Here is an 18,736-nt window from a genome sequence, read left to right as displayed (position 1 = left end):
AACGCTTAGAGGCGTTCGAAGACGGTGGAAATGCCTTGGCCGAGACCAATGCACATGGTTGCAACCCCAAGGTTGCCGCCATTTTGCTTCATCACGTTAAGCAAAGTGCCGGAGATACGCGCACCGGAGCAACCGAATGGGTGGCCCAGGGCGATTGCACCGCCGTGCAGGTTAACCTTCTCGTTCATCTTGTCGAGTACTTTCAAATCTTTCAGCACTGGCAGGGCCTGTGCGGCGAAAGCTTCGTTGAGCTCGAAGAAGTCGATATCGGAGATGGTCAGGCCCGCGCGCTTCAAGGCTTTTTGTGTGGCCGGTACTGGACCATAGCCCATGATTGCCGGATCCACACCCGCCACGGCCATCGAACGAATCACGGCCATCGGCTGGATACCCAGGTCCTGGGCACGCTGCGCCGACATCACGATCATGCACGAAGCACCGTCGGTGATTTGCGACGAACTACCGGCTGTCACGGTGCCGCCCTTTGGATTGAAGGCCGGCTTGAGGGCCGCCAGGCTTTCCAGGGTGGTGTCCGGACGAATGGTTTCGTCGTAGTCGAACAGTTTCAGGAAGCCGTTTTCGTCGTAGCCGTTCATCGGGATGATTTCATCCTTGAACTTGCCTTCCACGGTCGCCTTTTGGGCGAGTTGGTGGGAACGCAGGGCGAACGCGTCCTGGGCTTCGCGGGTAATGCCGTGCATTTTGCCGAGCATTTCTGCGGTGAGGCCCATCATGCCCGACGCTTTTGCCGCGTACAGCGACATGTGCGGGTTAGGGTCGACGCCGTGCATCATGCTGACGTGGCCCATGTGCTCCACGCCGCCGACGACGAAGACATCACCGTTACCGGTCATGATCGCTTGCGCAGCGGTGTGCAGCGCGCTCATCGACGAACCGCACAGGCGGCTCACGGTCTGACCGGCCGCTGTGTGCGGGATCTGCGTCATCAAGGAAGCCATGCGCGCGATGTTCCAGCCCTGTTCCAGGGTCTGGTTGACGCAGCCCCAGATCACGTCTTCGACTTCGTTCGGGTCGACCTTGACGTTGCGTTCCAGCAACTTGCTGATCAGGTGCGCCGACATGTCTTCGGCGCGGGTGTTGCGGTGCATGCCGCCCTTGGAGCGGCCCATTGGCGTGCGACCGAAGTCGACAATCACCACGTCTCTTGGATTCAAGCTCATAAATATTCTCGCTCTAGTCGTCTGGGCGCTTAACCGAAGAAGCTCTGGCCATTTTTGGCCATTTCACGCAGCTTCGCGGTCGGGTGGTACAGCGGGCCCAAATCAGCGTATTTGTCAGCCAGGGCAACGAACTCGGCCACACCGATCGAGTCGATGTAACGCAGCGCACCACCACGGAATGGAGGGAAACCAATACCGTACACCAGGCCCATATCGGCTTCGGCGGCGGTTTCAACGATGCCGTCTTCCAGGCAACGCACGGTTTCCAGGCACAGGGCGATCATCATCCAGTTGATGATGTCCTCGTCGGACACCTCACGCTGCTCGTAGATAACCGGCGCGAGCACTTCGTGAACCGACGGGTCGGCCACTTTCTTCTGCTTGCCCTTCTTGTCGGCCTCGTAGGCGTAGAAACCTTTGCCATTCTTCTGGCCCAGGCGCTTGGCCTCGTAGAGCGCGTCGATCGCCGAACGGCGGTCGTCTTTCATGCGGTCCGGGAAGCCTTCAGCCATTACGTCGCGACCATGGTGGCCGGTGTCGATGCCGACCACGTCCATCAGGTACGCCGGGCCCATTGGCCAGCCGAATTTTTCCATGACCTTGTCGATGCGCACGAAATCCACACCGGCGCTGACCAGCTTGGCGAAACCGCCGAAGTACGGGAACAGTACGCGGTTGACCAGGAAGCCCGGGCAGTCGTTGACCACGATCGGGTTCTTGCCCATTTTCTTGGCGTAGGCAACGGTAGTAGCAACCGCCAGCTCGCTGGACTTCTCGCCACGGATCACTTCCACCAGCGGCATCATGTGCACCGGGTTGAAGAAGTGCATGCCGACGAAGTTTTCCGGACGCTTGAGGGCCTTGGCCAGCAAGCTGATGGAAATTGTCGAGGTGTTCGAAGCCAGGATGGTGTCGTCTTTAACCTGGGCTTCCACTTCGGCCAATACAGCCTGCTTGACCTTAGGGTTCTCGACAACGGCTTCGACCACCAGGTCGACGTGACCGAAATCACCATAGGACAGCGTAGGACGAATGCCGTTAAGCACTTCGGCCATTTTCGCAGCCGTCATACGGCCCTTGTCAACGCGGCCCACCAGCAGCTTGGCGGCTTCCGCCAGGCCCTGCTCGATACCGTGTTCGTTGATGTCTTTCATCAGGATCGGCGTGCCTTTGGACGCCGACTGATAGGCGATACCGCCGCCCATGATACCGGCGCCGAGTACGGCAGCCTGTTTCACGTCTTTGGCGATTTCGTCGTAGGCCTTGGCCTTTTTCTTCAGCTCCTGATCGTTCAGGAACAAACCGATCAGGCTCTGGGCAGCCGAGGTTTTCGCCAGTTTGACGAAGCCTGCCGCTTCCACTTCCAGGGCTTTGTCGCGACCGAAGTTCGCAGCTTTCTGGATAGTCTTGATCGCTTCAACCGGCGCCGGGTAGTTCGGGCCAGCCTGGCCAGCCACGAAACCTTTAGCGGTTTCGAACGACATCATTTGTTCGATGGCGTTGAGCTTGAGTTTTTCGAGTTTCGGCTGACGCTTGGCCTTGTAGTCAAATTCGCCGCTGATGGCGCCTTTGATCAGGTTCAGTGCGGCTTCGGCCAGTTTGTCCGGAGCAACCACGGCATCGACGGCGCCGACTTTCAGCGCGTCTTCAGCACGGTTTTCCTTGCCGGCGGCAATCCACTCGATGGCGTTGTCGGCACCGATCAGGCGCGGCAGGCGTACGGTGCCGCCAAAACCTGGGTAAATGCCCAGTTTGACTTCAGGCAAGCCGATTTTGGCGGTAGCCGACATGACGCGGAAGTCTGCGGCCAGGCACATTTCCAGGCCGCCGCCCAACGCGATGCCATTGATCGCGGCAACGGTCGGCACGTTGAGGTCTTCAAAATCGCTGAAAATCTTGTTGGCTTCGAGGTTGCCAGCCACCAGCTCGGCATCGGGCAGCTTGAAGTTGTCGACGAATTCGGTGATGTCAGCGCCGACGATAAACACGTCCTTGCCGCTGGAGACGATCACGCCCTTGACCGAAGCATCTGCTTTGATGGTGTCTACGGCCTGACGCAATTCATTCAGGGTTAGACGGTTGAACTTGTTGACGGACTCACCCTTGAGGTCGAACTTCAATTCGACGATGCCACTTTCAAGAGCCTTAACCGTGATGGCTTTACCTTCGTAAATCATCAACTGATCTCCACGATATGGAAGCTGAACAGTACACATTGGACGCTGGCCTATGGTTGGACATTGATGATGACGTCAATGCTCACGCCCATCCGCCAGGCACACCCGCCAATGCGATAGTCGGGGTTATGTATGAGCCGTCTGACAGACAAACGCTCAATTCATACGCCCGTTTGATTTGGGTACGCCACCTTCATCCAATTCCGAGCAATTGTCAATCGCTCGAAAGGCTAGGAAAAGCGCGACTTTCCAGTCAGTTCAGAACCTCACGCCCGAGCCCACGCCTAGCCAATACTTAACTATTCATGAGATCAATAATGTAAAAGATGTGGAAAAAGGCTGTACAGAACCGGATATGCCGCTAGGCTTGCGACAACCGTAACGCGTCTGGATGACCATCCGACGCAGGAAACACAGATTTACCGGCCTGCCTGGCCAACTCCAGCCCGATGATGATGTCGGGCTTTTTATTGCCTGCTGTTTTGTAACAGCGAGCTGAGTCCGCGCAAGGTTACGCCAAGGCCTTGAGCAACGTATCAATGTCCTTCAACACACTCGCCTCGCCCTTCTCGCCCCAATACAAGGCGATCATTTGCTTGTCGGCTTCGACCTTGTAGACGTTGGCCGGCAGCGTCGCAAAATGTGGCAACAACTTTTCATCGACACACACCTCGCGCCACTGATTGACCCAGACCCCTGGTTCCATCTGCCAATAACTCCAGATCGCCGGCGCACTCCCGCGCCGTGGCCGGCAGTACTGCGCGCAAGGGCTCGGCGGCTCCTGCTTGAGCCAATACGGCCATTCCTGAGGTGCCAACTGCATGGCCAGACCAATGCGGCGCGCCTCCATCCGCAGGGCCATGCGCCCGCTCTGATGGCGCGACGGGCGCAGCCATGCCAGGGGGCTCAGAACCACCAGAAGGATTGACACCACTATCCAGACCGTCATATGTGTACTCCCGAATTTCTAGATGAGCAGGTTTGAGCTGACGCAACCCCATCCGCTTGAAACCAGCCATACTGAACTTATTGCAGTCTCCTGGAGGAACGCGCCATGCCCAACGAACATTCCTACAAACATATCCTGGTCGCTGTCGATCTGACCGAAGAGTGCGACCCGGTTATCAAGCGCGCGCAGGCTTCAGCAATCGCCAACGGTGCCAAGCTGTCACTCGTGCATATCGTCGAGCCCATGGCCATGGCCTTTGGTGGCGACGTGCCCATGGACCTTTCCCAGTTGCAGCAACAGCAGTTTGACCAGGCCAAAGAGCGCCTGGATCGCTTGATCCTGAAGTACCCGGAAGTGACCAAGGAAAACTCCCATCTCACCTACGGCCAGCCGCGCCAGGAAATCCACCACTTGGCCAAAGAGCAGAACTGCGACCTGATCGTGGTCGGCAGCCATGGTCGTCATGGCCTGGCGTTGTTGCTGGGTTCTACCGCCAATGATGTGCTGCACGGCGCGCCGTGCGATGTGCTGGCGGTGAAGCTGGTAAAAAGCGCTTAAGAACCACGCTCACTAAGTGTGGGAGCGGGCTTGCTCGCGAAAGCAGTCTGTCAGTTGACGCATCTGGCGACTGATGTACCGCTTTCGCGAGCAAGCCCGCTCCCACATTTCTAATCGAATTCCATATAAAAAGCCCGGCGTTCATACAAATGGGCGCCGGGCTTTTTTAGTGCGCTTGAATCACTCAGGCATCCAGCTCGGCCCAACGCTCAACCAGCACTTCCAGCTCCTGGTTCAACGTCTCCAGGGAGGCAATCACCTTGGCAGTTTCCGCCGCCGGACGCAGGTAGAAACCTGCGTCGGCCATTTCCGCTTCTACCGCAGCGATCTGCTGTTCCTTGGCGTCAATGTCACCCGGCAAGGCTTCCAGCTCGCGTTGCAGCTTGTAGCTGAGCTTCTTCTTGGCCGCCGGCGCAGCTTCCTGGGCCGGGGCCTCTGCGGCCACCGGGGCCACCACTGCGGAGGTAAGGTCGGCTTTGCCGGACTTGCTCTCGGTAACGCCCAGCAAGCGCGGTGAGCCACCCTGGCGCAGCCAGTCCTGATAACCACCGACGTATTCACGCACCTTGCCTTCACCTTCGAAGACCAGGGTACTGGTGACCACGTTGTCGAGGAATGCCCGGTCGTGGCTGACCATCAGCACGGTACCGTTGAAGGTCAGCAGGACCTCCTCCAGCAGTTCGAGGGTTTCCACGTCGAGGTCGTTGGTGGGTTCGTCGAGCACCAGCAGGTTGGCCGGTTTGCTGAACAGCTTGGCCAGCAGCAGGCGTGCACGCTCACCACCGGACAAGGCTTTCACTGGCGTACGCGCACGCTGCGGGCTGAACAGGAAGTCGCCGAGGTAGCTCAGCACGTGGCGGCTCTGGCCGTCGATGTCGATAAAGTCGCGGCCTTCGGCAACGTTGTCGATCACGGTTTTTTCCAGGTCCAACTGATGGCGCAACTGGTCGAAGTAGGCCACGTCGATCTTGGTGCCTTCCTCGACCGTGCCGCTGGTCGGTTGCAGGCCATTAAGCATCAGCTTGAGCAAAGTGGTCTTGCCGGTACCGTTTGCGCCCAGCAGGCCGATACGGTCGCCGCGCTGCAGGACCATGGAGAAGTCCTTGATCAGGAACGGGCCATCCGGGTGATGGAAGCTCACGTTCTCCAGCACCATGACCTGCTTGCCCGACTTGTCGGCGGTGTCGAGCTGAATATTCGCCTTGCCCGTGCGTTCGCGACGCTCGCTACGCTCATTGCGCAGCGCTTTGAGGGCACGTACGCGGCCTTCGTTACGGGTCCGGCGGGCCTTGATGCCCTGGCGGATCCAGACTTCTTCCTGGGCCAGTTTTTTATCGAACAGCGCGTTGGCGGTTTCCTCAGCGGACAGCACCGCCTCTTTGTGCACCAGGAAACTGGCGTAGTCGCCGTTCCAGTCGATCAGGCCGCCACGGTCCAGTTCAAGGATGCGCGTTGCCAGACTCTGCAGGAAGGCACGGTCGTGCGTGATAAACAGCACGGCGCCCTGGAAGTCCTTGATGGCTTCTTCCAGCCAGGCGATTGCGCCGATGTCCAGGTGGTTGGTCGGTTCGTCGAGCAGCAGCAGGTCCGGCTCGGACACCAATGCCTGGGCCAGCAGCACGCGACGACGCCAGCCGCCGGACAATTCGGCGAGGGTCTTGTCGGCCGGCAGTTGCAGGCGGCTCAAGGTGCTGTCGACGAGTTGCTGCAAGCGCCAGCCGTCACGGGCTTCGAGGTCTTGCTGGACGTGCATCAGCTTGTCCAGGTCTTCTTCGGTGACGCAGTTCTGCGCCAGGTGATGGTATTGCGCGAGCAACTCACCGACACCGTCGAGGCCTTCGGCAACCACGTCGAACACTGTCCGTCCGTCGGCCACCGGCAATTCTTGCGGCAATTCGCCGATCTTGAGGCCCGGGGCGCGCCAAACAGAGCCGTCATCGGGCTTCTGGTCGCCTTTTACCAGCTTCATCATGCTGGACTTGCCGGTGCCGTTGCGGCCGATGATGCACACCCGCTCACCACGGGCGATCTGCCAGGACACCTTGTCCAACAACGGCATAGCGCCGAAAGCAAGGGACACATCGCTGAATTTGAGCAGGGTCATACGCTTCTCCAAAAACTGGGCGCGCATTCTACCTGACTTGAGGGTGGGATGCGGCCGGCATTTTCACCATGGGCACGTTCTGCAGGACATTTCTGATCAACTTGAACCAACCGGCCGGCAAAGCTTTCGCCGGCCGCTGGCAAAAGGCTAAGCTAGGGGCAATCAGTGTCGGCGGTGCCGGTGCTAGTCGTGATTTCTCTGCACGGACGTCTCATGCGCAGTCGCCTTTTCAACTTTTTATCTTGTCTGCTTCTTTCCGCCACCGCCGTTCAATCTGCCCAGGCCGTGGACCTCACCACCCAACGTCAATATTACGATGAAGCCAAACGCGCCCTCGCCAAAGGCGACAGCGGCCCGTACATGCAATACAGCCAGGCCCTGGCCGACTACCCGCTCACGCCGTACCTGGCGTATGACGAGCTGACCGCCCGCCTGAAAACCGCGAGCAACGAGGAAATCGAACAATTCCTCGCCAAAAACGGCGACCTGCCCCAGGCCAATTGGATGAAGCTGCGCTGGTTGCGCTGGCTGGCCGAGCGTGGCGACTGGCAGACGTTTGAAAAGTACTACGACGCCAAGCTTAATTTCGTCGAACTGGACTGCCTGCATGGTCAGTACCAGCTCACCCATAATCTGAAAGCCGAAGGCTACAAGACCACCGAAAAACTCTGGCTGACCGGCAAATCGCAGCCGGCCGCCTGTGACGCCACCTTTGGCCAGTGGGCCGCCGATGGTCAGCTCACCGAACAGAAAATCTGGGACCGCGCCAAACTCGCCGCTGAGGCCCGCAACTACGCGCTGGCCAACAGCCTGGTGAAAACCCTGCCGACCCTCGGTTCCCAAGGCCGCCTGATGGTGGACGTGGCGCAAAAGCCCGACATGCTCGGTGACCCGTCCCGCTTCCTGCCGGCCAACGAGGCCATGTCTGACGCCGTAGGCCTGGGCCTGCGCCGTCTGGCACGCCAGGACCCGGACAAGGCCATGGCCCTGCTCGACGGTTACGCCAGCAGCATGCACTTCTCCCGTGACGAAAAAGTGTCGATCGCCCGCGAAATCGGCCTGACCCTGGCCCGTCGCTACGACCCGCGCGCCCTGGACGTGATGACCAAATACGACCCGGAGCTGCGTGACAACACCGTGTCCGAATGGCGCCTGCGCCTGCTGTTGCGTCTGGCCCGCTGGGAAGATGCCTACCAGCTCACCCGCAAACTCCCCCAAGACCTGGCCACCACTAACCGCTGGCGTTACTGGCAGGCACGCAGTCTTGAGCTGGCCGAGCCGAAAAACCCACAGCCGCTGGTGCTGTACAAGAACCTCTCGCAGGAGCGTGATTTCTACGGGTTCCTCGCCGCTGATCGGTCCAAGGCGCCGTATCAGTTAAAGAATAAACCCTTGGTGATGAGCCAGGCGCTGGTCAACAAGGTCCGCAACACCCCAGGCGTGCGCCGTGCACTGGAGTTCTACGCCCGCGGCCAAATCGTCGATGGCCGCCGCGAGTGGTACCACGTCAGCCGCCACTTCAACCGCGACGAAATGGTCGCCCAGGCCAAGCTGGCCTACGACATGAAGTGGTACTTCCCGGCGATTCGCACCATCAGCCAGGCGCAATATTGGGACGACCTGGATATCCGCTTCCCAATGGCCCACCGCGACACCCTGGTGCGCGAAGCCAAGGTGCGTGGGCTGCATTCGAGCTGGGTATTTGCCATTACTCGTCAGGAAAGCGCCTTCATGGATGACGCCCGCTCCGGCGTTGGCGCCAGTGGCCTGATGCAACTGATGCCCGGCACCGCCAAGGAAACCGCACGCAAATTCAGCATCCCGCTCGCTTCCCCGGCACAGGTGCTGGACCCGGACAAAAACATCCAGCTCGGCGCCGCCTACCTGAGCCAGGTGCACAGCCAGTTCAACGGCAACCGTGTACTCGCCTCCGCCGCCTACAACGCCGGGCCCGGTCGCGTGCGCCAATGGCTGCGTGGCGCTGATCACCTGAGTTTCGACGTGTGGGTGGAGAGCATCCCGTTCGACGAAACCCGCCAGTATGTGCAGAACGTGCTGTCTTATTCGGTGATCTACGGGCAGAAGCTCAACTCGCCACAGCCGTTGGTGGATTGGCATGAGCGCTACTTTGATGACCAATAAGGTTTGAAGCAGAAATAAAAATGCCCGCATTGAGCAATGCGGGCATTTTTTATGGCGGGCGCTATTCAGTGTGCAGCGCTCTCCTCCACTCCATCACTGAACTGCAATGCCGCCAACCGCGCATACAGCGGATTGCTCGCAATCAACTGCTGATGCGTGCCGACCGCCACCAACTTGCCCTGGTCCATCACCGCGATCCGATCCGCGTTCTTTACCGTGGCCAAACGGTGCGCGATGACCAGGGTGGTGCGGCCCTGCATCAACTGCGGCAGAGCCTGCTGGATCAAGTGTTCACTCTGCGCATCGAGGGCACTGGTGGCTTCGTCCAGCAACAGGATCGGCGCGTCCACCAGCAACGCGCGGGCGATGGCCAGGCGTTGACGTTGGCCGCCGGAGAGGCCCATGCCGCCGTCGCCGAGGTGGGTCTGGTAGCCATTGGGCATTTGCAGGATGAAGTCATGGGCATGGGCGATGCGCGCGGCGGCCTCGACCTCGGCGGTCGTGGCGGACGGATTGCCATAGCGGATGTTTTCTTCGACGCTGCCGAAAAACAGCGCCGGGCTCTGGGACACCAGCGCGAAGTGCCGGCGCAGGTCCATGGGGTCGAGTTCCGTCAGCGCGTGGCCTTCGAGCAGGATGCGGCCGTGCTGGGGGTCGTAGAAACGCAGCAGCAGGTCGAATATCGTCGACTTACCCGCGCCGGACGGGCCGACGAGGGCCAGGGTTTCGCCGGGGTTGATGGTCAGGCTCAAGCCGTCGATGGCGTAGCTGTCCGGCCGCGAAGGGTAGGAAAAGCGCAGGTCTTGCAGTTCCATACGGCCGCTGACCCGCGCCGGCAACCGCACAGTGCCATCGGTGGGCGCGTGGATTTCATTGTTCGATTGCAATAACTCGCCAATGCGCTCGGCAGCCCCCGCCGCGCGCTGCAGTTCGCCGAGCACTTCGCTCAACGTGCCGACAGCGCTGCCGACGATCAAGCTGTAAAACACGAACGCCGCCAGCTCACCGCCGGAAATCCGCCCGCCGATCACGTCCATCCCGCCCACCCACAGCATCACGCCCACGGCGCCCAGCACCAGCATGATCACCAGGGTAATCAGCCAGGCACGCTGCGCAATGCGCTTGCGCGCGGTGGCAAACGCTTCTTCGACGGTGACGGCGAAGCGTTGTTCGTCCTGGACCTGGTGATTGTAGGCTTGCACGGTCTTGATCTGGCCAAGGGTCTCGGACACGTAGCTGCCGACATCGGCAATCCGGTCCTGGCTCAGCCGCGACAGGCTGCGCACGCGGCGGCCGAAGATCAGGATCGGCGCCAGCACCAGCGGCAGCGCAATGACCACGATACTGGTGAGCTTGGGGTTGGTGACAAACAGCAGGACGATACCGCCGATGACCATCAAGGCGTTGCGCAGGAACAGCGACAGCGACGAGCCGATCACCGATTGCAACAAGGTGGTGTCAGTGGTCAGCCGCGACTGGATTTCCGAGCTGCGGTTGTTTTCGTAAAAGCCTGGGTGCAGGTAGATCAGGTGGTTGAAGACTTGCCGGCGGATGTCCGCCACCACCCGCTCGCCGATCCACGAAACCCAATAAAACCGTGCAAATGTACCCACCGCCAGGCCCAGCACCAGAATCATGAACAGGCCGATGGACCGGTTGAGCAGGTGCGGCGACTGGGTCATGAACCCCTGGTCCACCAGCAGGCGAATGCCCTGCCCCATGGACAAGGTGATGCCCGCAGTGACGATGAGTGCCAACAAAGCACCCAGTGCCTGCCAGCGGTACGGCGCAATAAAGCGGCTGGCCAGTCGAATGGCACGGCGTTGACGGACGGAGAACATGGCGGGCATCACCTGCGTGAGGGAGTTGGATAACTACATCCCAACATTGGGGGAACTTGGGGGAATAACAATGAGTCAGGTTAATTATGCCCGCCGACACTGATCCCTAGAGGCTTTCGGTCTAATGCCTGGCTGGAAATTTGTATCGGTTTCTGGTGGACTGGGTGTTCGAACCGCTGGCTTTGTAAGGAGTTGTAATAGCACGGTCACGCGGGGGAATTACAGTAGGTACACAACCTGATGAGGAGACAGGCCATGACCTTGCAAAACAGCAGCGATGCCAAGATTGAAGTGATCCGCCAACCGCAGCATCTGCCTTGCTCCGTCATCGACGCCCAAGGCCGCGAAGTGCAGATTACCGAAGAGATGATCCAGCAAGCCTGCCGCGAGCTGGAACAGCGACTGGTCAAGCCTGCCAAGCAAGGCTGAAGCGCCCACGCTCTTGCAGACTTGGCCTTGATGGCCGGGTTTTTTATGGGTGCTTAAAGCGCTACCGCACCCAGCGCCGACACGATGTTCGACAACTGCGCCGATTCGCCGTTGATGCGGACTTTCAAGCCATCAATCTCACGCCGCTCCGGGTAGTGCTTGCGCAGCAGGTCGAACGCCTTGCGTTGCTCTTCCACGGTGCCTACAAGGCTGCGCCGGAAGTCCGCATCATCCCGGCGCGGGTCGTACACGCTGCGACACAAGGTCGCCAACGCCCAGGCCGGCTCGGTCGATGCATTCAGGTGGACCTCGGCCAGCCAAGGTTGCGGCAGCAGATCACTTAACTGAATGCTCGGTTCGTGGCCCAGGTGGGCGCAAAGTGCCTGGTAAATCTGCGCGGTACCACGCTGTTTGCCGTCGAGACTGTAGCCGGCGATATGGGGAGTAGCCAGCACGCACAGGTCGGCCAGGTCGACGTCCACTTGCGGCTCGCCTTCCCACACATCCAGCACGGCTTGCAGGTCTTCGCGTTGCAGCAACACCTCGCGCAGGGCGGCGTTGTCCACCACCGGGCCACGGCTGGCGTTGATCAGCCAGGTGCCGGGCTTGAGGCGGTTGAGCCGTTCGCGATCAAGCAGGTGCCAGGTGGAGCCGTTACCGGACTTGGTCAGCGGCGTGTGCAGGCTGATCACATCGCACTGCTCGATAATCTGCTGCAGGCTGACGTAATCACCGTCTTCGGCAATCTGGCGCGGCGGGTCACACACCAATACGTTCCAGCCCAGGCCCTTGAGTACCGTCACCAGGCGAGCGCCCACTTCACCGGCACCCACCACACCGTAGGTGCGCTGGTTAAGGTCGGCGCCTTCGATCTCGGCCAGGGTCTGCAAGCTGCCCAGCACATAGTCCACCACGCCGCGCGCATTGCAGCCAGGGGCGCTGGACCAGGCGATACCGGCCTGCTTGAAGTAATCCAGGTCCAGGTGATCGGTGCCGATGGTGCAGGTGCCGACAAAGCGCACTTGCGTGCCTTCCAGCAAGGCGCGATTGACGTTGGTCACCGAGCGCACCAGCAGCACATCGGCCTGCTCGACCGTGGCACGGTCGATGGAACGGCCGGGCACTCGGCGAATTTCGCCAAACCCTTCAAAAAAGGCATCGAGCAGCGGGATATTTTCGTCGGCAACAATCAGCATGGCAGGCTCCTTTCGCGGACCAGCAGTGTACAGGGATGCGACCTGCGTTCCAGCGCAGATGCCAGGTGGGCAGTGCTTATGTGGGAGCTGGCTTGCCTGCAATGCAGGCGACTCATTCTGTCGCTCAACACCGAGATGATGCCATCGCAGGCAAGCCAGCTCCCACAAGGGGTCGGTGCCAGCCGGAAGATCGCATTACAAATCGCTAACACAGGTTTTTTCCTGACCACTGCGTCAGCGCGTAGACTTCGCCGTCCTTTGCAACTCTTTTACTGGACACCCGCACGTGAACACCGCCACCGCCCCCCTCTCCCGCCCCGCCCGCGTCAGTCGCGAGGTGCGCAGCCTGCTGACCCTGGCCCTGCCGATCATGATCGGCCAACTCGCCACCACTGCCATGGGCTTCGTCGATGCGGTGATGGCCGGGCGCGTGAGCCCGCGAGACCTGGCGGCCGTGGCCTTGGGCAACTCGATCTGGATTCCGGTGTACCTGCTGATGACCGGCACGCTGCTGGCCACCACGCCCAAAGTCGCTCAGCGCTTCGGCGCCGGTCACCACACCGAGATTGGCCCGCTGGTGCGCCAATCCCTGTGGCTGGCAGGGGTGGTGGGCATCGCTGCCCTGCTGATGCTGATCAGCGCCGAGCCGATCCTGCATGCGATGAATGTCGACCCCGAGCTGATCAAACCGTGCATGGCCTACCTGCACGGCATCGCATCGGGCATGCCCGCCATCGCCCTGTATTACGTGTTGCGTTGCTTCAGTGATGGCCTGGGCCGTACGCGCCCGAGCATGGTCATGGGCCTGTGCGGGCTGGCGTTGAACATTCCACTGAACTACGTGTTCATTTATGGCCACTTCGGTGTGCCGGCCATGGGCGGCGTGGGCTGTGGCTGGGCCACGGCGATTGTGATGTGGGTGATGATGCTCGGCCTCGCCGCCTGGACCCGCTGGGCACCGGCGTACCAGAGCAGCGAGTTGTTCAAGCGTTTCGACTGGCCGCAATGGGCCGTGATCAAGCGCGTGCTGGGCATCGGCCTGCCGATCGGGATCGCGGTGTTTGCCGAATCGAGCATCTTTGCGGTGATCGCCCTGCTGATCGGCAGCCTGGGCGCCAACGTGGTGGCCGGGCACCAGATCGCGCTGAACTTCAGCTCGCTGGTGTTCATGATCCCCTATTCGCTGAGCATGGCGGTCACGGTGCGGGTCGGCCAGGCATTGGGCCGTGGCGAGCCGCGCGAAGCACGCTTTGCCGCCGGGGTCGGCATGGGCACGGCACTGACCTACGCGTGCCTGTCCTGCAGCCTGATGCTGCTGTTTCGCGAACAGATTGCCACGATTTACACGCCTGACCCGCGGGTGATCCACGTGGCGTCGATGCTGATCGTGTTTGCGGCGCTGTTCCAGTTCTCCGACGCGATCCAGGTCACCGCTGCCGGCGCGCTGCGCGGCTACCAGGACACACGGGTGACCATGGTGCTGACCTTGTTTGCTTACTGGGGCGTGGGGTTGCCGGTGGGTTATGCCCTGGGGCTGACCGATTGGCTGGGCGCGGCGAGTGGGCCGAGCGGCCTGTGGCAAGGGCTGATCGTGGGCTTGAGCTGCGCCGCGGCGATGCTGGTGATCCGCCTGGCACGCAGCGCGCGCCGGCGGATTCGCCGGGTTTAAGCGGACTTCTTGCGAATCCAGTACAGGTACGTACCGGCGTGTTCCTGCTGATCCACCAGTTCGTGGTCCAGGAACACACAGAACTTGGGAATATCGCGGCGGGTCGACGGGTCGGTCGCGATCACCTTGAGCAGGCCGCCAGGCGGCAGGTCACGGATGTGCTGGTGCAGCATCATCACCGGTTCCGGGCAGTTGAGGCCCGTCGCATCGAGCACGGCGTCTACGGGCAAATCGAGAGGCTGATTCATACATCACTCCTGAAACAGACCCACTCTCCTGTGGGAGCGGGCTTGCCCGCGATAAGGGGCACATTCACTATAAATTTCGACTGTTATACCGCCATCGCAGGCAAGCCAGCTCCCACATTTTGAGCGGCGTGCGGCTCAACGTCAGCGCGACTTGGTCTTCTTCACATCCACCAGCCGACGCAGGTGGCAAGTCACTTCCTCACGGTCGTGGTACAGCTGCTTGCAGCCGATTTCCACGCGAATGCCCCGCGCCTTGAAACCGTCTTCAATACGCTCCAGTAAGCGTTTCACTTCAGCGTAACGCTGCTTCATAGGCAACTTCAGGTTCACCACCGCCTCGCGGCAATAGCCCTCGCCGATCCAGGTTTCCAGGAGGGCCGCATTACGCGCCGGTTTCTCGACGATATCGCAGACCATCCAGTCTACCGGTTGCTTGGGCACGAAGGTAAAGCCGTCAGCCATCAAATGCTGCACCAGGCCAGTGTCCATCAGGCTTTCGGCCATCGGCCCGTTGTCGATGGCGGTCACCAGCATGCCGCGGTTGACCAACTGCCAGGTCCAACCGCCAGGGGCGGCGCCGAGGTCGACACCGGTCATGTCGCCGTGCAGGCGCTCGTCCCACTGGTCGCGGGGGATGAAGTGGTGCCAGGCTTCTTCCAGTTTCAGGGTCGAACGGCTTGGCGCCTCACGCGGGAATTTCAGGCGCGGGATGCCCATGGGCCACATCGCCGAGTTATTCGACTCAGCCAGGCCCATGAACACTTCGCGGCCGCTTTTGAAGGTCAGCAGCAGGCGCGGCTTGCTCGGGTCATCCACCAGCTTGCCGGCGTTCAACAAGGCTTTGCGCAAGTGCACTTCGAATTTCTTGCAGAAGTTGGAGAGTTCCTTGCCGTCGTTGGTGTCGACCATCTCCAGCCACAGGCTGCCGCACACCGGGAAGCCTTGCAGGTGGGCGAGGATCACGCTGATGCGGTCGGTTTCCGGCAGGTCGATGAATACCCCGCGCGCCCACTGCCTCGGGAAGATCAGCTCGGCAAAGCGCTGGCCGTGCATCAGGCGCTGGGCGCCGTCTTCTTCGGTGCAGACAAATTCGGCGCAGGCGCTGCCGGTCTTGGTCTTGGCATAGCCGGAAACGTTCAGGCGCGCGGCGTGTTCCGCGATCTCGGAACAGACTTCGCCTTCAAAACCCGGGCGGCAGTGCATAAAAAGGGTGTTCATCAACTCTCCTGGTGACTCAACCGGCATTGCGCTATCGCAATACCTGTCATGAAAACGCGCGCATGATAGCCGAGTTCGGAACCTTGGACTTAACGATAGAGTCCAGTTATTAGCCTGCTAATGAAAACAGGGCTAAGTTGAAAGCTCTGTTCGTCCCGTCAGGTCCGTAGCCGTGCGGACCATAAGGAGTCATGTAATGTCATCCGTTGATAGCCTGAGAACCCTTAAAACACTGGAAATAGACAGCAAGACCTACCACTACTTCAGTCTGCCCGAGGCGGCCAAGAGCCTGGGTGACCTGGACACGCTGCCGATGTCGCTCAAAGTGCTGCTGGAAAACCTGCTGCGCTGGGAAGACAACAAGACCGTCACCGGCGCCGACCTCAAGGCCATCGCTGCCTGGCTCAAAGAGCGCCAGTCCGACCGCGAAATCCAATACCGCCCCGCCCGCGTGCTGATGCAGGACTTTACCGGCGTGCCCGCCGTGGTCGACCTGGCCGCCATGCGCGCCGCCGTGGCCAAGGCCGGCGGCGACCCGCAGCGTATCAACCCGCTGTCCCCCGTGGACCTGGTGATCGACCACTCGGTGATGGTCGACAAGTTCGGCAGCGATAGCGCGTTTGAGCAGAACGTCGACATCGAAATGCAGCGCAACGGCGAACGCTACGCCTTCCTGCGCTGGGGCCAAAGCGCCTTCGACAACTTCAGCGTGGTGCCACCGGGCACCGGCATCTGCCACCAGGTCAACCTGGAATACCTCGGCCGCACCGTCTGGACCAAAGACGAAGACGGCCGTACCTACGCCTTCCCCGACACCCTCGTCGGCACCGACTCCCACACCACCATGATCAACGGCCTTGGCGTACTGGGCTGGGGCGTGGGCGGCATCGAAGCGGAAGCGGCGATGCTCGGCCAACCGGTGTCGATGCTGATCCCGGAAGTAATCGGCTTCAAGCTCACCGGCAAACTCAAAGAAGGCATCACGGCGACCGACCTGGTGCTGACCGTCACGCAGATGCTGCGTAAAAAAGGCGTGGTGGGTAAATTCGTCGAATTCTATGGTGATGGCTTGGCCGATTTGCCCCTGGCCGACCGTGCGACCATCGCCAACATGGCCCCGGAATACGGCGCCACCTGCGGCTTTTTCCCGGTGGATGACGTGACCCTGGACTACCTGCGCCTGTCAGGCCGCCCGGCAGAAACCGTGAAGCTGGTCGAGGCCTACACCAAGGCTCAGGGCCTGTGGCGCAATGCCGGCCAGGAGCCGGTGTTCACCGATACCCTGGCGTTGGACATGGGCAGTGTCGAAGCCAGCCTCGCCGGGCCGAAACGCCCGCAGGACCGTGTTTCGCTGCCGCATGTGGCACAAGCCTTCAGTGACTTCCTCGATCTGCAATTCAAACCCACCACCAAAGAAGAAGGCCGCCTGGAAAGTGAAGGCGGTGGTGGTGTCGCCGTGGGCAATGCCGACCTGGTCGGCGAAACCGACTACGAATACGAGGGCCACACCTATCGCCTGAAAAACGGCGCGGTGGTGATTGCAGCGATTACCTCGTGCACCAACACCTCCAACCCCAGTGTGATGATGGCCGCCGGCCTGGTGGCAAAAAAGGCCGTGGAGAAAGGCCTCACCAGCAAACCGTGGGTGAAAACCTCCCTGGCGCCCGGCTCCAAAGTGGTCACCGACTACTACAAGGCGGCGGGCCTTACCCACTACCTCGACAAGCTTGGCTTTGATCTGGTCGGCTACGGCTGCACCACGTGCATCGGCAACTCCGGCCCGTTGCCCGAGCCGATCGAAAAAGCCATCCAGAAAGCCGACCTCGCGGTCGCCTCGGTGCTGTCCGGCAACCGTAACTTTGAAGGCCGCGTGCACCCGCTGGTGAAAACCAACTGGCTGGCCTCGCCGCCGCTGGTGGTCGCCTACGCATTGGCCGGCACCGTGCGTATCGATATCAGCAGCGAGCCACTGGGCGAAGGCAAGGACGGCCAGCCGGTGTACCTGAAAGACATCTGGCCAAGCAGCCAGGAAATCGCTGACGCCGTCGCCCAGGTCAGCACCGGGATGTTCCACAAGGAATACGCCGAAGTATTTGCCGGTGATGAGCAGTGGCAAGCCATTGAAGTACCGCAGGCCGCGACTTACGTGTGGCAAAAGGACTCCACCTACATTCAGCACCCGCCGTTCTTCGATGACATTGCCGGGCCATTGCCGGTGATCAAAGACGTTAAAGGCGCGAATGTGCTGGCGCTGCTGGGCGACTCGGTGACCACCGACCACATCTCCCCTGCCGGCAACATCAAGACCGACAGCCCCGCCGGGCGCTACCTGCGCGAGCAAGGTGTGGAGCCGCGTGACTTCAACTCCTACGGCTCACGCCGGGGCAACCATGAAGTGATGATGCGCGGCACGTTTGCCAATATCCGCATCCGCAACGAGATGCTGGGCGGTGAGGAAGGCGGCAACACCCTGTACATTCCGACTGGCGAGAAAATGCCCATTTACGACGCGGCCATGAAATACCAGGCGTCGGGCACGCCGCTGGTGGTGATTGCCGGTCAGGAATACGGCACCGGCTCAAGCCGCGACTGGGCGGCCAAGGGCACCAACCTGCTGGGGGTCAAGGCGGTGATCGCCGAGAGCTTCGAGCGGATTCACCGCTCCAACCTGGTCGGCATGGGCGTGCTGCCATTGCAGTTCAAGCTGGATCAGAACCGCAAGGCACTCAAACTGACCGGCAAGGAAAAGATCGACATTCTCGGGCTGACCGATGCCGAGCTTGAGCCACGGATGAACCTGACGCTGGTGATTACGCGCGAGGATGGCAGCAGCGAGAAGGTCGAGGTGCTGTGCCGGATTGATACCCTCAATGAAGTCGAGTACTTCAAGGCGGGCGGGATTCTGCACTATGTACTACGGCAGTTGATCGCGTCTTAAGCAACACTGCAAAACCAAAAGTGGGAGCGGGCTTGCTCGCGAATGCGCAGTGTCAGTCGATACATTCTTGACTGACACTCCGCTTT

13 protein-coding genes are annotated in these 18,736 nt (G+C 60.7%); 5 read left to right on the top strand and 8 right to left on the bottom strand.

Annotated elements, in window-relative coordinates; translation table 11 throughout:
* Positions 1 to 5: 5 nt before the first annotated feature.
* From fadA to A7D21_RS21695, 3 genes are all read right to left on the bottom strand, one after another.
* Positions 6 to 1,181: an acetyl-CoA C-acyltransferase FadA gene (gene fadA / locus A7D21_RS21705; protein WP_053255037.1), complete on the bottom strand. Its 1,176-nt coding sequence runs from the start codon at positions 1,179 to 1,181 to the stop codon at positions 6 to 8.
* Between the two features lie 29 nt (positions 1,182 to 1,210).
* Positions 1,211 to 3,358: a fatty acid oxidation complex subunit alpha FadB gene (gene fadB / locus A7D21_RS21700; RefSeq protein WP_053255036.1), complete on the bottom strand. Its 2,148-nt coding sequence runs from the start codon at positions 3,356 to 3,358 to the stop codon at positions 1,211 to 1,213.
* Positions 3,359 to 3,869: 511 nt separating this feature from the next.
* A complete protein-coding gene (locus A7D21_RS21695) occupies positions 3,870 to 4,307 on the bottom strand; it encodes a hypothetical protein (protein ID WP_069552662.1) in 438 nt (145 codons plus the stop codon).
* A 105-nt stretch (positions 4,308 to 4,412) separates the two neighbouring features.
* Between A7D21_RS21695 and A7D21_RS21690 the strand changes: the two genes are divergently transcribed.
* Entirely contained in the window at positions 4,413 to 4,865 is a 453-nt protein-coding gene (locus A7D21_RS21690; RefSeq protein ID WP_053255034.1) for a universal stress protein, read from the top strand.
* A gap of 184 nt (positions 4,866 to 5,049) precedes the next feature.
* Here A7D21_RS21690 and A7D21_RS21685 read toward each other — a convergent pair whose 3' ends face one another.
* Positions 5,050 to 6,969: an ATP-binding cassette domain-containing protein gene (locus tag A7D21_RS21685; protein ID WP_053255033.1), complete on the bottom strand. Its 1,920-nt coding sequence runs from the start codon at positions 6,967 to 6,969 to the stop codon at positions 5,050 to 5,052.
* A 213-nt stretch (positions 6,970 to 7,182) separates the two neighbouring features.
* Here A7D21_RS21685 and A7D21_RS21680 point away from each other — a divergent pair, with 213 nt between their 5' ends.
* Positions 7,183 to 9,111: a transglycosylase SLT domain-containing protein gene (locus A7D21_RS21680; protein WP_069552661.1), complete on the top strand. Its 1,929-nt coding sequence runs from the start codon at positions 7,183 to 7,185 to the stop codon at positions 9,109 to 9,111.
* A gap of 65 nt (positions 9,112 to 9,176) precedes the next feature.
* On the opposite strand, the gene A7D21_RS21675 is transcribed toward A7D21_RS21680, so the two are convergent.
* Positions 9,177 to 10,961 carry an ABC transporter transmembrane domain-containing protein gene (locus A7D21_RS21675; RefSeq protein WP_162232017.1) on the bottom strand — a complete coding sequence of 595 codons (1,785 nt, stop codon included), beginning with the start codon at positions 10,959 to 10,961 and terminating at the stop codon, positions 9,177 to 9,179.
* 246 nt (positions 10,962 to 11,207) lie between these two features.
* Here A7D21_RS21675 and A7D21_RS35870 point away from each other — a divergent pair, with 246 nt between their 5' ends.
* Positions 11,208 to 11,381, top strand: a complete 174-nt coding sequence (locus A7D21_RS35870) for a PA1571 family protein (protein ID WP_053255030.1) — start codon at positions 11,208 to 11,210, stop codon at positions 11,379 to 11,381.
* Between the two features lie 53 nt (positions 11,382 to 11,434).
* Here the strand turns inward: A7D21_RS35870 and pdxB are convergent, their stop codons facing one another.
* Positions 11,435 to 12,577, bottom strand: coding sequence for a 4-phosphoerythronate dehydrogenase PdxB (gene pdxB / locus A7D21_RS21670; protein WP_069552660.1), 1,143 nt, complete (start codon positions 12,575 to 12,577; stop codon positions 11,435 to 11,437).
* Between the two features lie 286 nt (positions 12,578 to 12,863).
* Between pdxB and A7D21_RS21665 the strand changes: the two genes are divergently transcribed.
* Entirely contained in the window at positions 12,864 to 14,246 is a 1,383-nt protein-coding gene (locus tag A7D21_RS21665) for an MATE family efflux transporter (RefSeq protein WP_053255028.1), read from the top strand.
* On the opposite strand, the gene tusA is transcribed toward A7D21_RS21665, so the two are convergent.
* Together tusA and rlmM are read right to left on the bottom strand one after the other, a co-directional pair.
* A complete protein-coding gene (tusA, locus tag A7D21_RS21660; protein WP_053255027.1) occupies positions 14,243 to 14,494 on the bottom strand; it encodes a sulfurtransferase TusA in 252 nt (83 codons plus the stop codon). The two genes, A7D21_RS21665 and tusA, sit on opposite strands and share 4 nt — an antisense overlap.
* A 141-nt stretch (positions 14,495 to 14,635) precedes the next feature.
* Complete coding sequence (rlmM, locus tag A7D21_RS21655; protein WP_053255026.1) at positions 14,636 to 15,712, bottom strand: 23S rRNA (cytidine(2498)-2'-O)-methyltransferase RlmM; 1,077 nt, start codon at positions 15,710 to 15,712, stop codon at positions 14,636 to 14,638.
* A 196-nt stretch (positions 15,713 to 15,908) separates the two neighbouring features.
* On the opposite strand from rlmM, the gene acnA reads away from it, so the two are divergent.
* Positions 15,909 to 18,650 (top strand): aconitate hydratase AcnA, encoded by a 2,742-nt coding sequence (acnA, locus tag A7D21_RS21650; RefSeq protein WP_069552659.1) that lies wholly within the window; start codon positions 15,909 to 15,911, stop codon positions 18,648 to 18,650.
* The last annotated feature ends 86 nt before the right edge of the window (positions 18,651 to 18,736 follow it).

The sequence above is a fragment of the Pseudomonas sp. AP19 genome, assembly GCF_001728855.1.
Lineage (GTDB): Bacteria > Pseudomonadota > Gammaproteobacteria > Pseudomonadales > Pseudomonadaceae > Aquipseudomonas > Aquipseudomonas fluorescens.
The sequence above is the reverse complement of the archived record's forward strand: the minus strand, read 5'-3'. Positions and strand labels throughout refer to the sequence as shown.

What these genes read in the sequence shown, in the direction of transcription:
- A7D21_RS21680 (WP_069552661.1), top strand. Translation starts at nt 7,183, where the DNA reads ATGCGCAGTCGCCTTTTCAACTTTTTATCTTGTCTGCTTCTTTCCGCC.
- tusA (WP_053255027.1), bottom strand. Translation starts at nt 14,494, where the DNA reads ATGAATCAGCCTCTCGATTTGCCCGTAGACGCCGTGCTCGATGCGACG.
- A7D21_RS21675 (WP_162232017.1), bottom strand. Translation starts at nt 10,961, where the DNA reads ATGCCCGCCATGTTCTCCGTCCGTCAACGCCGTGCCATTCGACTGGCC.
- acnA (WP_069552659.1), top strand. Translation starts at nt 15,909, where the DNA reads ATGTCATCCGTTGATAGCCTGAGAACCCTTAAAACACTGGAAATAGAC.
- fadA (WP_053255037.1), bottom strand. Translation starts at nt 1,181, where the DNA reads ATGAGCTTGAATCCAAGAGACGTGGTGATTGTCGACTTCGGTCGCACG.
- A7D21_RS21695 (WP_069552662.1), bottom strand. Translation starts at nt 4,307, where the DNA reads ATGACGGTCTGGATAGTGGTGTCAATCCTTCTGGTGGTTCTGAGCCCC.
- rlmM (WP_053255026.1), bottom strand. Translation starts at nt 15,712, where the DNA reads ATGAACACCCTTTTTATGCACTGCCGCCCGGGTTTTGAAGGCGAAGTC.
- A7D21_RS21685 (WP_053255033.1), bottom strand. Translation starts at nt 6,969, where the DNA reads ATGACCCTGCTCAAATTCAGCGATGTGTCCCTTGCTTTCGGCGCTATG.
- fadB (WP_053255036.1), bottom strand. Translation starts at nt 3,358, where the DNA reads ATGATTTACGAAGGTAAAGCCATCACGGTTAAGGCTCTTGAAAGTGGC.
- pdxB (WP_069552660.1), bottom strand. Translation starts at nt 12,577, where the DNA reads ATGCTGATTGTTGCCGACGAAAATATCCCGCTGCTCGATGCCTTTTTT.
- A7D21_RS21690 (WP_053255034.1), top strand. Translation starts at nt 4,413, where the DNA reads ATGCCCAACGAACATTCCTACAAACATATCCTGGTCGCTGTCGATCTG.
- A7D21_RS35870 (WP_053255030.1), top strand. Translation starts at nt 11,208, where the DNA reads ATGACCTTGCAAAACAGCAGCGATGCCAAGATTGAAGTGATCCGCCAA.